The 14,307-nt window shown below is 48.7% G+C and carries 13 protein-coding genes; all 13 read left to right on the forward strand.

Translation table 11 applies throughout. The annotated features are described in order from the left end of the window. Positions 1-10: 10 nt before the first annotated feature. The 13 genes from NG99_RS24375 to NG99_RS24430 all read left to right on the forward strand — a co-directional run bounded on the left by NG99_RS24375 (position 11) and on the right by NG99_RS24430 (position 13,396). Positions 11-724, forward strand: a complete 714-nt coding sequence (locus NG99_RS24375; RefSeq protein ID WP_034898758.1) for a type IV secretion system protein — start codon at positions 11-13, stop codon at positions 722-724. A 21-nt stretch (positions 725-745) separates the two neighbouring features. Beyond that, the gene (locus NG99_RS29495) at positions 746-1,033 is read left to right on the forward strand and encodes an EexN family lipoprotein (protein ID WP_232298367.1); all 288 of its coding nucleotides are present in this window, start codon (positions 746-748) and stop codon (positions 1,031-1,033) included. Beyond that, positions 1,026-2,105: a type IV secretion system protein gene (locus tag NG99_RS24380; protein ID WP_052130861.1), complete on the forward strand. Its 1,080-nt coding sequence runs from the start codon at positions 1,026-1,028 to the stop codon at positions 2,103-2,105. Before NG99_RS29495 ends, NG99_RS24380 begins: the two co-directional genes overlap by 8 nt. A gap of 192 nt (positions 2,106-2,297) precedes the next feature. Further along, complete coding sequence (locus NG99_RS24385; protein WP_034898761.1) at positions 2,298-2,981, forward strand: virB8 family protein; 684 nt, start codon at positions 2,298-2,300, stop codon at positions 2,979-2,981. Continuing rightward, the gene (gene virB9, locus NG99_RS24390) at positions 2,981-3,880 is read left to right on the forward strand and encodes a P-type conjugative transfer protein VirB9 (RefSeq protein ID WP_157032698.1); all 900 of its coding nucleotides are present in this window, start codon (positions 2,981-2,983) and stop codon (positions 3,878-3,880) included. The genes NG99_RS24385 and virB9 overlap by 1 nt, the downstream gene beginning before the upstream one ends. Continuing rightward, positions 3,877-5,133, forward strand: coding sequence for a VirB10/TraB/TrbI family type IV secretion system protein (gene virB10, locus NG99_RS24395; RefSeq protein WP_034898766.1), 1,257 nt, complete (start codon positions 3,877-3,879; stop codon positions 5,131-5,133). The genes virB9 and virB10 overlap by 4 nt, the downstream gene beginning before the upstream one ends. Further along, positions 5,123-6,148, forward strand: a complete 1,026-nt coding sequence (gene virB11 / locus NG99_RS24400) for a P-type DNA transfer ATPase VirB11 (RefSeq protein WP_034898768.1) — start codon at positions 5,123-5,125, stop codon at positions 6,146-6,148. Before virB10 ends, virB11 begins: the two co-directional genes overlap by 11 nt. Beyond that, the gene (locus NG99_RS24405) at positions 6,135-6,533 is read left to right on the forward strand and encodes a cag pathogenicity island Cag12 family protein (RefSeq protein ID WP_034898771.1); all 399 of its coding nucleotides are present in this window, start codon (positions 6,135-6,137) and stop codon (positions 6,531-6,533) included. Before virB11 ends, NG99_RS24405 begins: the two co-directional genes overlap by 14 nt. 90 nt (positions 6,534-6,623) lie before the next feature. Next, positions 6,624-6,926 carry a hypothetical protein gene (locus NG99_RS24410; RefSeq protein ID WP_034898774.1) on the forward strand — a complete coding sequence of 101 codons (303 nt, stop codon included), beginning with the start codon at positions 6,624-6,626 and terminating at the stop codon, positions 6,924-6,926. A gap of 148 nt (positions 6,927-7,074) precedes the next feature. After that, on the forward strand, positions 7,075-9,951 hold the full coding sequence (locus NG99_RS24415) for an autotransporter outer membrane beta-barrel domain-containing protein (protein WP_084110626.1): 2,877 nt from the start codon (positions 7,075-7,077) through the stop codon (positions 9,949-9,951). Positions 9,952-10,453: 502 nt separating this feature from the next. Further along, positions 10,454-12,679 carry a type IA DNA topoisomerase gene (locus tag NG99_RS24420; protein ID WP_034898779.1) on the forward strand — a complete coding sequence of 742 codons (2,226 nt, stop codon included), beginning with the start codon at positions 10,454-10,456 and terminating at the stop codon, positions 12,677-12,679. A gap of 39 nt (positions 12,680-12,718) precedes the next feature. Continuing rightward, on the forward strand, positions 12,719-12,928 hold the full coding sequence (hha, locus tag NG99_RS24425) for a hemolysin expression modulator Hha (RefSeq protein ID WP_034898798.1): 210 nt from the start codon (positions 12,719-12,721) through the stop codon (positions 12,926-12,928). A gap of 39 nt (positions 12,929-12,967) precedes the next feature. Further along, positions 12,968-13,396, forward strand: coding sequence for an H-NS family histone-like protein (locus NG99_RS24430; RefSeq protein WP_052130862.1), 429 nt, complete (start codon positions 12,968-12,970; stop codon positions 13,394-13,396). Positions 13,397-14,307: the final 911 nt, after the last annotated feature.

Consider the following 14,307-nt stretch of genomic DNA (forward strand, 5'->3'; position numbering starts at 1 on the left):
AGGAAATACCATGAAATACAGATTCACCGCCGCCTGTGTTGCGGCTGCATTACTGTGTCCGTCATTAAGCAGTGCAACCGGTATTCCGGTTGTGGATGCACTAGGAAACCTTGAACGCGTCAATGAGTGGACGCAGCACCTTGACCAGTGGAAAAACACCGTTCAGCACTATCAGAATCAGCTGGATGCCTACAAAAAACAACTGGCAACAGCTACAGGCGTTCGTGACGTACAGGCATTTTTCAGTGAGGCCAAGTCGCTGACAAACGATCTTAAAAACCTGCAACAGAACGGCATATCGCTAAACGATCTGCTGACCAACCCCAGCGGTTCCTACAGCAACACGCTCGATAACCTATATAACAAATATAAGATGTTCGACATCTGCGGCAAGGCTTCTTCAACGGATACCTGCAAACAGGAGGTGATCAATAAAGCCGTAGCACTAGAGGATACGGCAGACGTACAGCAGAAAATCAGCAGTACAGTCAGTGATATATCCACACTGTCAAGCCGAGTCCAATCGTCAGCAGATTCGAAAGAATCTCAGGATTTGGCGAACGCGATAACTACAAAAAGCGTACAGTTAAACGCACTGACAACGCAGTGGGAAATGAATGTAAAACAAGCAGAACTACGCGATAAAATGCTGACGTCACAGCGGCAATTTGAGAACAGGAAGAAACAACTTAAAGCGCCAGTGGCAGATCTCAATAATTTATGACAAGGAAATCGATTGGTGAACATGAAAAAACAGTACCTTTATACAATTCTGACTGGATTAACTCTTGCATCTTTAGTTGGTTGTGATAGTTCGATAAAATCGGAAGAGTGGTATATGTCCCATCATAAGGAGCTGATAGCGAAATATGCCGATTGCTTAAATACACATACATTTAGTAGTCCTGAATGCATTCCTGTAGTAAATGCAAAACGTCGAACTCAAGACGACCCTGATGTAGCTCAGGGAATTAAAAAAGTGACTCAAGATTTCGTTCGTCATTCAATGACTCAAGGGAGGAAAAATGAGTAATGAAGGTGTTTTCACTGGCATGGATAACACTATTATGGGTGGAGTTAATAAAATAGTACAGGGACAGATGTCCCTTTACTCATCCATGATGGTTGGACTAATTACAGGAACGGTTGCTTTATACATTCTCTGGCGAGGTTATCAAACACTGGCTGGTAAATTGCAAACGCCTGTTCAGGATGTAGTATGGGATCTGGCGAGGATGGGGATCATTCTGGCATTCGTCACCAATGCAAACGGTTATCTTGATTCGGTTATTTCAGCAATTGATGGTATTAAGAACGGTTTTAGCGGCGGTGATAATGTATGGTCCATTCTTGATACCCTATGGGAGAAAGCGCAAGACATAGGTCAAACATTATACAACCTTGATGATTCAACTTATGTGAGTGTAAATGGAGCTATGGCAGAAGGATTGGTATGGGGAGGAACTATGGTGACACTTATTTTAGCCACCATTGTAAACCTGGGGGCAGAGTTGATAATAATATTAATGGGAACAACAGCACCTATATTTATATTCTGTCTCATGTTCGGTTTTTTACGACCAATGTTTAATAATTGGTTGCAAGTAATATTTACGGCAGTTCTGACGATTTTATTCTCATCTCTTGTTTTACGCATCGTCACAACATATCTGGGGAAAGTACTTGAGAAAGCGACAACCGGCGCTGATGCAAACAATATTGTCACTCTGGGAGCGCAGTGCTGCCTCGCAGGTATTGGCGCTGGTTTTGTTGTCTGGCTGTCCGCAAAAATCGCCGGTTCTCTCGCCGGGGCCAGCGTTGTTGGCGCTGTTCAGGGAGCTGCTGCGATGGGGCTAGCCGGTGCAGGTCTTCTGGCAAGCAAGCAAATGTCCAAGGCTACAGAGTCAGCGGGGAATGATCTGAAGCAACACGGCCCCACAGCAATGGCTGGCTTAGGTAAGGGTATGGATTATGTAGGCGGTAAAGCGATGGATGCTGTCTCTGGTTACATGAATACACGCCAGCTTCGTAATATATCAATAGAGAACATGAAACGGGCAACTGCCATGTCACAAATTGGCAACAGCATGAACAGACTGAAATAAATTAACCCCTTTTATTTTCCACGTCAGAGTTTCACTTTTTATTTAAATAATCAGGATTATCAATGAAAACCTTCATCATGATAATGATGTTGTGCGTTCTTACGGGCTGCTCACAGCAAAGTCATTTTCCGCCTGATGTATCAGGCCAGTTACAGCCAGTTAATTCATCAGCAATAATTCAGGAGATTAGCAATGTCTGAAATAAAGGAGATCATTAACACATCAAAGTCATTTGAAAAGAAATTAATGGATACTGATAAAACATCGAAGAAGACGGCATGGATAATCGCATCTGTCGCAGTTGTGATTGTTATTTTACTCACTATAGCTATCATGCTGATGCTTCCCCTGAAGCAAACCGATACAGCACTTTACATTATAGACAGCCATACCGGGCGTTCTGAATTTGTAACGAGGGTTAAAGAAAAAGATTTAACGGAAAATGACGCAATATCTAAATCTTACGTAGCAAATTACGTAAAACTTCGTGAAGGTTATAATTATTTTTCTCTGCAAAATGATTATGACACGGTACAGCTATTCAACAGCGACGAGGTTAATTCAGAGTATATCGACTGGTTTGCCGGACCAAACGCCCCCGATAAAGTAAATAAGAATGCTGAATACGTGGTTAAAACCGAAATTATTTCTGATCCCATCAGCTATGCAACAAAACCCGACAAACTGGCTAACGTGCGCGTGAAGACAACAACACGGCGCGTAGCGGATGGTTCAACGCAGGTTTCAATCTGGAATATTCGCATGACCTTTCGCTATATCCCCTCGAAAGAACTGACGGACAGCCAGCGCGAAAGCAACCCGCTCGGCTTTATCGTCACCAGCTATCAACGTGAAAAGGAACTGAGGAAAGAATAATGCGCAACTTCATTATCTGTCTGATGCTGGCAATCTCTGCGCACGCATGGAGTGCCGCTATTCCACAGGGAAGCCGGTGGGACAGCCGGATGCAACAGACTAACTACAACATGCAGAACAGTACCGTCATTAACAGTCGCGCCGGTTACGTCACCACGTTGGTTTTTTCTGATGAAGAGGCCGTCATTGATACACAAGTCGGTTTCATTAAGGGCTGGCAGGTCGATAAAGAGGCCAACCGCGTCTATATCCGTCCTGTTCCCATAACCCAGCCGGTCACTGGCGCTGATGGCACCAACGCCAGCCAGGTCTTTCTTCCTGAGCCAAAAGACTGGAAGACTAACCTGTTTGTCACCACGTCGAAGCATTTTTACAGCATGGAGCTGAATGTACTGGATGATGCTGCTCCGGCCAAAAATCAGGCATTCGTTGTTACATGGCAGTACCCGGCTGAAGCCAGGAAGGTCAGCGAAGCGGCAACACTGGCACGCCAGAAAGAGTGGTCGGAGGCACAGGAAAAGGCCCGTATTGAAAAAGCCTTTACCGCCTCTACCGCACCGCGCAACTGGAACTACTTCATGCGAATGAAAGCAGACAGCAAAATCATTGCGCCTGATTTTGCCTATGACGACGGTCGTTTTACTTATCTGGGCTTCTCACCGCTGAAGAAAATCCCCAGCCCTTATGTGATCGTCAACGGGAAAGAACAGCTTACGGCTCCCCCTCAAGTCAAACAGCAGAAAAACTACCGGGTCATGATTATCCCGTCCCTGAGTGAGAAAATCGTACTGCGCTATGGCGATGCGGTGATCGGGTTAGTCAATCAGGGATTTGGGAAGGTAGCAGTCAGTAACAGCAGCACTGTTTCATCCGCCGTCACTGTGGAGGCTAAACCATGACAGATACACAGTCAGGTGAAAAAACGCTGGCAGAACTGGAACGGGAAGCAAGAGCGCGGGCTGATGCTGAACTGAAGAAGTCCGCACCAGCGGAGGACAAAAAGCCCGGCCAGCCAGAGGTGAACCAGCTGAAGAAACGTGGCAAAAATCGTGTCATGACGCTGGGTGTGCTTGCGCTGGCCGCGTTGATTATTCTGGCGGTTACCGGAGACTGGGCCGTCACCCATTATCTGCGCCAGCCTGCTGCCAGCAAGGAAACATCCGCGCCTAAAGATAAAGGAATTGCCGCTGAGAAACGTCAGGGGATGGGACAGGATGCCGCACCTTTTGGTGAACAGGCGCAGCCGGACAACGGGAATTCACAACCGGCAGAGCAGGCGCAGACCATCACGCTGCCGCCGCCAGTGACGTTTGATAAATCGCTGGCGCTGGCCGTATCGGGCGGCTCATCGTCGGGTGGTCAGGGTGGCACCGTGTCGCGCTCAGCAGAACGCGGCGAAACATCAGCCACAGCAACGACAGATACACCGCAGGTCTACACACCATGCAGGGAAGCCCTGGTGAAAGATGCGAGCGGAAAACTTGTCTGCCCCACGGCGACAGCCAGCAGTACGGGAACATCGACAGTGACCGGCATTCAGCGAATCACGCTCGATCCGGATTTATACATCCCCGTCGATACCTATATCCCCTGCACGCTTCAGACGCGCTTCGTCTCTGATGTGGCCGGGCGTATCAGTTGCATTATTTCAGAGGATGTTTATAGCGCCAGTACGCACGTCCGGCTGATCCAGGCCGGTACACGAGCGCGGGGAGTGTACAAATCAGGAACGCTGAAGCACGGACAGGGGCGAATGTTTGTCCAGTGGACAGAACTCCGCACCCCGGACGGTCTGAAAATCCCGATGGTTGATTCTCAGGTTGTCGGCCAGTTGGGTGAATCCGGTATCGATGGCTGGGTAGACACGCACTTCTGGGAGCGCTTCGGTAATGCCATGTTACTGAGTACCGTACAGGACGTTGCCGCCGCGGCGGCTGACAGTGCTCCCGGTAAAGACCGCAATACGGACTATACAGAGAACAGCCGCGCCGCAGCGGCAGAAATGGCAAAAACGGCGCTGGATAACAGCATCAATATCCCGCCAACCATCTATAAGAATCAGGGCGATATCATTGGCATGATGACAGGCTCCGATATTGATTTTTCTGGTGTTTACCGCCTTTCAATAAAAGGGGGCCGGTATGGTCAGTAACATTTCTTTAGACCGCCTGCAAAAGCGCCTTTTTGGCGACTTTCTGGCACTGGATAGCCTGACTGAAATCGCCGTAAACCGCCCCGGAGAACTGTTTACAAAGATCCGGGGCCAGTGGGAAAAGCATACGGTGCCAATCACGCTGGGCGATTGCTCTATATTTGCAACTGCGCTGGCAAACTTCCAGAAAGACCATATCGATGATACATCGCCGGTGCTGTCAGCAACGCTTGAATCTGGCGAACGTTGCCAGGTCGTGATGCCTCCGGCCAGTGAGCGCGGCACGGTGTCGATAACAATCCGCAAACCGTCCCTGATACAAATTCCCCACCAGTCCTATATCGACGGCGGCTTTTACGACAGGGTCATGGGTAAGGAGAAAACGTCAAACCATGATGACGAGCTTCTGCGTTTATACAATGCCGGTGAACTCCCCACGTTTATGGAGAAGTGCGTCGAATATGGCAAAACCATCATCATCGTGGGTGGCACCGGGTCGGGGAAAACCACCTACCTGAAAACGATGATCGGGTATATCCCCGTAAACCTGCGACTGGTGACTATCGAGGACAACCCGGAAACGCACTTTTACGGCCATGAAAATTACGTGCATCTTTTTTACCCCGCAGACGCAGGGGAAAAAGCGATTGTCACCCCGGCAAGCCTGGTACGTGCCAATTACCGCATGAATCCGGATCGCATTCTGCTGGCCGAGATCCGCGGCGGTGAAGCGTGGGACTGCCTGAAAGTCATCGGTTCCGGGCATGAAGGGCTGATTTCGTCCCTCCATGCCGGTAGCGCGGAAGAGGCCGTATCCGGCCTGGTTGAACGCTGCTACCAGAATCGTGAGTGTCAGAACATGCCGTACAGCGTTTTGCTGCGTAAAGTACTGAACAGCGTCGATGTGATCGCCAGCATCGATGTTAACGGCGAGGTACGGCGTATGGGCGACATTTATTATAAGCCGGTGCATCGCGCTGGCATCATGGAGACCTTCAGAAATGAAACGTTTTAACTCGCTGACCCCATTGCTGGGCCTCTTGCTGGCAGGCTGCTCATCGCCGCCTGAACCGACAAAAGTTGAATGGGATAAACCAGTAACAGCGGTCAATGCCAGCTTCCCCGGCTGGCATGAAAACACCACAGTGGTACGTTCGCCGCTCGCATCCGGCCCCTGGGCGCAAACGCTGACGGACTTCAGGTACGATGGTAATTATCCGTCAGAGGTCTGGTATGCCGTGACGCACGCCTCGCGCATCATGGTTTCTGCGCCGGATGCGAGCCGTTATTTTACGGCTCGCGACTGGCTGATACGCCACGGTGCAACCGGATTAATGGTATATCAGCCCAAAACCCGCTGCCTGACCTGCACCAGTACCGACATCTATTTCTCACGATAACGCCGGAAAAGATCAGATTTAAATCTGACTGATCCGGGGTTTAACAACCAAAGGGCGTTAGCGCCTTCTCAACCAAATAAAGGAATTTCAATGAAAAGAACCGCAACAGCGGCGGCACTCCTGTGCTTTATCGCTGGTTTTTCTGCCCCTTCATTTGCTTCTGACCCGTGCAAAGTCGTGCTTTGTATGGCGGGGAAAGCAATGGGGTCTGGTGGTGGAAGAGAGTGTAAATCAGCAGAGCGGGATTTCTTCAATATTGTGAAGAAAAATAAAAATGGATTTCTGCCCAGCCATACCGCAGACGCACGAAAATCGCTACTGGTTCAGTGCAAAGGAGCCGACCCAAAAACAATTTCAAATATCATACAAAAATTTGGAAGCATTAAAATATAAAGAAATCAGAAACGTCCCCATAAAATCAAATCAGACCTAATTAATTCGCCAGTGCGGACTGAGCTGGAAGAGAATCGAATTAACATCAAATAAATCCCAGTATTTTAACTCATTACTGGGCAGTAAATTAAATCACCATGGTAATATTATGAAAATGAAAACAAAACCACTGCTGTTAGCAGTGGCCGTTTCTGTTGCATTAACAAACATTTCTTTTGCTGATTATACGTCGAATGTAGCCGCCGGTAGTACAGTAACCGGAGAGGTTGTAGACCCAACGTCTAACCCTGACTCAAATGCCCAGGAAGTTTACGGGACAGCGATAGATACAACTATCGAAAAAGATGCATACCAGAATATTGAAAAGGGCGGTAATGCCGAGGGTTCTGTCATAAAAGAAGGAGGAACACAGGTTGTGGAAACAGATGGCACAGCCAAGAACTCTGTGGTTGAAAAGGATGGCGAAATCTTATTATATGGGAAGCTCGAAGGTGCAACCGTATCCGGTTATCTCCAGTCAGCAGCAGGGGAAGATCATGATACCGTGATTAAGTCTGGCGCCTCATTTCAGATTACAGGTTCGCAGAAAACTGACGACGCAGCGACAAGTTTCAACGCAGTCATTGAAAATGATGCAACGGTTTCTGTCGCGCGCAATGCACAATTAAATGCCTGGAATGTCAGCGGAAAGGTTTCTGTTTATAAGGACATTGACGACGACAACAAATACTTCCCGGTATTTAATGACGCAAAGGTTAATAAAGATGGTATTATTCATCTTAATTACGGCGCTGAAATGTTCAATACTGACATCAACGGTGGTCGGGTTGACGTGGGTTCATCCGATATCAATTTTTTCAGTACTGTCACCGACACTCTTATTGATGACGGTGATTTATATGTGACACAGAACGGCATTGCGAATAATACAACTCTGAACTCTGGTAACATTCACATTCAGGATGGCGGCACAACAAATAACACTGAAGTTTATGGGGCAATGGATAATAATGGAGGAACCGATAATGCCACGACCATCCGGTCTGGTGGTTCTTTTTCTCTGTCGGGAAGTCTTGCCGATAAGTACAAAGCGGTATCAAATAATGCAGACATAGAAAACGGTGCTACCGTATCCATTAATGAAAACAGTGAGGCAAATTCATGGACAATAAACGGGGCGGATAACGACTTTGTCTTTCTGAAAACAGACACCTCAGTTATTAATGACAGTACGGTAAACAGTGGAGATCTACAGATTGATAAAGGTACTGCCACTAATACCATTATCAATGGCGGTCAAATGGTAAATGCGAATGGGACCGATACTGATACCGTGCTTAATGGGGGGGCGTACTTCCTTGGTGGGGAAGATGCCGCCACATCCTCCGGTCTGACGGTTAACAATGGGGCCACCGCCAGTATTCGATCTGGTACGGTTACTGATGCCACCATCAGCGGTACGATGTTTGTCAGTCCTGAGACAACCTCATCCGGCACAATATCGACGCTTCAGGGAAATATTCTGGTTAATGATGGGGGCAAGCTGAAGCTGACTTCGGGTATTAATTCCGCCGGTGCGAATATGACACTGGCAGATTCTGGCAGTCTGTACTTAGCCACCCGTAGCGCCACTGATTCGCATGCCTTTGAATCAGGTGCAATGACAATGGAAGGCGGTCATGTTTATTTTGGACACACAGACGATGGCTACACCTCTCTGACGCTGGACAGCCTGAAAGGGGCAGGCTCATTTTACATGAATACAGACCTTGCCAGCCTGCGGGGGGATTTTCTGACGGTCAGGGAACAGGCCAGCGGCAATTTTGATGTTTATATTGCAGATTCTGGCGTAAGCCCGGCGTCAGACTCCAGCCTGCAAATAATCAACACCGGGGGAGGTGATGCAGATTTCACACTCGCGAATAATGGTCATGTTGTTGATGTCGGAACGTATCAGTACCATCTTGTCGCAGATGGACATGGTGGATGGGCATTAACCCCTGAAAAAAATATTGACCCGGTAGACCCCGACGAACCGGTTGACCCGGTTGACCCGGACACCCCCGACGAGCCAGTTGACCCAGTCATCCCACCAGTTGATCCGGTTGAACCGCCAGACATAACCCCATCAACAGCCGCCGTTCTTTCTATGGCGACCGTTGATCCCCTGGTGTTCCAGGCTGAAATGAGTTCCATCAGGGAGCGGCTTGCTGAGGTTCGTTCTTTCTCGCATGACACTAACGTTTGGGGGCATTACATCGCACATCGCCTTCGTGTGAACGATGCGGCTGGTGCAGGTTACGGGCTTAATTTAAATGGCGTAACGCTGGGTGGAGATAAATCAACTGAATACGCAAATGGTGTAACCACTAAAGGTATATTTTTCTCATACAGTCATTCAGATGTGAGCTTTAATCGCGGAGGGAAAGGCGATGTTGACTCTTATTCGCTGGGAGCCTATACGAGTTATTTACATGATTCAGGATTCTGGCTTGATGGAGTATTTAAAGTAAACCGTTTTGGTAACAATATTGACGCAAGAATGACCAGCGGCACGATAGCCAGCGGTTATTACAATACAACCGGCATAGGTACAAACCTGCAAGGTGGGAAATATTTCTACTTTGGTGATAGTTATGTCACACCGTATGCAGCGATAACGGGATTTACCAGCAATACCAGTGATTACACCTTATCTAACGGTATGAAAGCGCATGTAAGCCCGCAAAAATCAGTTACCGGTGAAACCGGGGTCAGCTTTGGGCATAAATTCGTTGTTCATGGGGCACTGGTTCAGCCCTATATCAAACTGGCCGTCACTCAGGAATTCATTGACGATAACAAAGTTAAAGTTAATGACGACCATTTCACCAATGATTTAAGCGGTACTCGCGGCGTATACCAGCTTGGTGTTAACACGAAAGTGACTGACAGGCTCACTGTTCATGCGGATGCAAGCTACGCGCAGGGTAGTCATGTCGAAGCACCGTGGACGGCAAACTTAGGCGCTTCATGGTCGTTCTGATTTCATTACGTATTTAATGAATCCGATTTTTTGTAACACTCACAACAACACGCTGGGTGTGGGTTTTGCGGGCGGCGGGTAACCCTTAATACCCACGGACGGGTTACCTCCTGCCTAAATGCTTTAAACATAAATTTAAGGTGGTATTTTATGACCGACTCATCAGCAGTGATGCTCCACCATGCCTTTTCCTGTTTCTCTTTATTCTATTTGTGCATGAATGTTTATTGCTTCGTTATCGTACTGAGAACAGATATAAACCCCACAGATTCAACGCCTCTGATTATGTTCCTGCTAATAACCATGATGACATTTTCAGCATTCGCTGTTTGTTTATTCAATTTTGATATAAATATCTTCGACACTATTTTTAATTAATTACGCAAGTAAAACATACCCAAAACTTTATCCTGAAACCACAATATGCCAGCAATATTTTTTTGGACAGCGACCAGCGTCCAAATTTTGCTGACATTTCTACATCTGAACATAAGGAATGACAATGAGACTTTTTATTGCAGAAAAAAAAGGGCTGGGCGAAGTGATCGCCCAGGCGCTGGGAAACGGTGTTAATCGGGGCGGTTACATCGAGTGTGGCGAAGACGTTGTGACCTGGGGTTCCGGCCATCTGCTGGAGCTGGTCAGCCCGGAGCAGCACAACCCGGCGTATGCGAAATGGAATGAAGCCGATTTGCCGATGAAGCTACGCCCTCACCGATACCAGCCCATTGAGCGTACCGCCAGCCAGTTCAGAACGGTGGTCGGGCTGATTGAACGGGCCAGCGAAATTGTGCACGCAGGCGATCCAGATGCGGAAGGTCAGCTGCTGATTGACGAAATACTGACGTATACCGACTGCAACAAGCCGGTTAAACGTGTGCTGATAAATGACCTGAACACCGAAAAAGCCCGCCAGGCGCTGACACGGCTGCGGGACAACAGCGAGTTTTACGGTTTATCTCAAAGTGCGCTGGCGCGAAGCATTGCAGATCAACTTTACGGCCTCAATATGACGCGCGGCTACACGCTGGCAGCCAGAAAAAAAGGGATGCAGGGGATGTTATCCGTTGGCCGTGTACAGACCGTGATTCTGGGGCTTATCGTTCACCGGTATGAAGCCTTTAAAAACCATGCTGCCGCGTTTTATTACGCTGTCAGCGCCGGTTTTACGATGAACGGTATTGACCTGACACGTTGCGATGGCGGCGAGATACCGGCGCGTTTAATCGTGCCGGAAGATGCCCCCACGGATGATAAAAACCGCATCACAGATAAGAGCTATGCGGATAATATCGTCAGCATGGCGCAGTCCCAGCCCGTAACAGTAACGCTTGCACAAACTGATGATAAGACCACGCCAGCACCGCTGCCCTTTTCACTGCTTGATTTACAGGTACAGATGAGCCGGGAGCATGGCATCAGTGCAGATAAAACGCTGGCGGTCACGCAGTCGCTACGCGACAACTTCAAAGCAATCACTTATAACCGCTCGGACTGCCGCTACCTGTCCACTGAGCAGTTTGATGACGCGCCGCAGACGCTGGCGGCGGTAAGTTCTGCGCTGAAAGGACATTTTCCGGCTGATGTGCTGGCCTCGCTGGACAGCAGCAGAAAAAATCGCGCATTTAATGATGAGAAAGTCTCTGCGCACACGGCTATTATCCCGACCGGCACAGAGCCTGACACGGCCAGAATGAGCAGGGAAGAGCTGACTGTATACACCGCCATTGCCACACAATACCTCTGTCAGTTCCTGCCGGAAAAAGCCTGGAAGCAGGCCACCGTCCGCTTCAGCGTGGCGGGTTATGACTTTGTAAGCAACGCACGTAAAACCATTTTACCGGGCTGGACGGAGCTGCTTAAAGAGCAGGATGAAGCAGAAAACAGCGATGAAATCAGCGCCGGTGACGATGCCGGTAACAACCTGTTTTCCATACTGACGGCACTGAGCGTAAACGATGGCGGAACCTGCAAAACGGTAACGATCAAGACGGAAAAAACAAAACCGCTGCCGCTCTATACCGAAGCCACATTGCTGCGCGATTTACAGCGCGTGGCTAAATACGTAAAAAATCCGCGAATTAAAGCACTGCTGGTCAACAGGGATAAGAATACGGAAGGCGAAAATGGCGGCATCGGAACACCAGCAACACGGGCCGGAATGCTCGAAATTCTGCAAAAACGGGATTATTTCACCATTGAGAAAAAGAAGTTAGTCCCCACTGAATTAGGTATCAGCTTTATAAACTCGCTCCCTGCCATCGCCACAGAACCGGATATGACCGCGCTCTGGCATGAGCAGCAGCAGCAGATTGAAAAGGGTGAAATGACCTGTGAGGCTTTTTTAGACGAGCTTGAGATTTTCATAGAGGAACAACTGAAAAACGTGGATGTGAGTTCCCTCAGCGTTAAGACCAGCCCCCCGAAGAAAAACACAGAAAACAGCCAGCGCGAACGCCTTGACGCGCCCTGCCCGTCATGCGGCAAGCGCATTATTGCTACGCCTAAAACATACAGCTGTACCGGATGTAATTTTAAAATCTGGTCAACGCTGGCAGGTAAGACGCTGACCAAAAATCAGGTTGAAACCATAATAACCAAAGGGAAAAGCAGCGAAATAAAAGGATTTATCAGCACCAAAACAGGCAAGAGTTTTTCAGCATTTGTCCGGCTTGATGACAAGGCCACCGGCAAAGTAGCGTTCGAATTTCCACCAAGAAAAAGTTAGCGCTCTGGCGCTGTATAAATGAATAAAAGAGGTTATCTGATGAACAAAACGAAACAGGACTGGCTTTTTAAGCTGCGTCGCTGTACGTCCAAATCCACGCTTGATAAGGTCATTGACGCCTGTCAGTACCGGTTAAATGACCGTGAGTTGATTGTTTTTTACGGTGCAGCCGATCACCGGCTGGCCGAACTGACAATGAACCGTCTGTATGACCGGGTTCCATCCTCCGTGTGGTCGTTCGTCAGATAGCTGAAATGCCCCCCCTGAAATAATGACTGAGGTTTAACCATGACGGGTATCACACCTGAGGCTGTCCACGCTTTTTTTTCATCCGCGCGTAACGTGAAACGCTTTACCACACACTGCGATTACCGGTTATTACAGTCGCTGAACGAGTCATTCAGTGAAGCGCTGGATGCTAAAAAAGCTGCACATGAAAAATCAGAAAGACAACGCATTGAGCGGGAGGAAAAACGCTGCGAATTGCTGGCGCTCATCACCGGGGAGGGATTCTCCCCGGAAGAACTAATCGGCGGTAAGGCGCTCCCCGGACGCGCCAGACGCACGATGAAATACAGCTATTCCGATAACGGGAAAATCAGGCAATGGTCCGGCGTGGGTAAAACGCCGCGCACTATACGGGATGCGTTAAACAACGGAACGCCCCTGGAATCGTTTTTAATTGAAAAACAGGAGTTCAGCAATGACAACCGCTAAAACCACGCTCAGCACAGCCAGATGCACTGAGATAATCAGAGAAATCGAACGCAGCAGCGCCAGACGCTGCGGCCTGTATGACCATCTTTATGAGGCTTTTATTGCTGAAGGTATTATCAATACGCATCGGGGCTGGAAGGGAAAAATCATGAGAAGTTCATCAGTGTCGCGCTGAGCTTACACCCTGACTACGGGCAGGGGAAATCGCCCGCTGAAGTCATAAATGAAATAAATGACTTCTGACTCGCCGTTCCAGCGAAAAATTCAATCCATAAGATTGCTAATTTTTTAGCGCCAGACAACACCCGGACAAATAAAAAAAACCACACTCATATGCGCGGCCCTTATTGCTTTTATTTCAGGCGCACAGCATGAAATAAAAGTGGCGTGAGGTGAGTAAATTCAATTTCGAAGAAATTGCTAATTTGCGTCACCCGAACCCACCAGTGAACATTCGCCCCAGAGGCGAATTGAACAGGCCGGGGGGGGAGCCGAATAAATTTTGCCGCCCCAGCGAGCAAAAAGCTATCGCCCACGATAGCGGTTTATTTGGGGGGCAAAGCCCCGCACACCGTCGAGCAAGAAAGGCGAGACCACCCCCTTTAAAGCCAGCATTCCTTTTTTTCTGACTGACCAAAGGGAGGGAAAGAAAAAAGGGAAAAATGCGAGCGTCTTAAAGGGGGTGGTCTCGCGTAGCGAGCGAGACGGTGTGCCGCCTTTGACCTTGTGCAGCTTTGTCGGGCGTCCAGCCCGGCATTGCGTAACTTGTGACATGCAGTAAGGGCGTCCAGCCCGCACGGAGTGGCACATTCTGTTGACTGCGGGGGATTGATAATCCCGCGCAGTCCTGACCGCAAAGCGGTCACTCTGTGGCTCCTGCGCCTCTAATTACTCGGTCTCTGCTCTCGGTC

Origin of the sequence: Erwinia typographi (genome assembly GCF_000773975.1) — a bacterium.
GTDB lineage: Bacteria > Pseudomonadota > Gammaproteobacteria > Enterobacterales > Enterobacteriaceae > Erwinia > Erwinia typographi.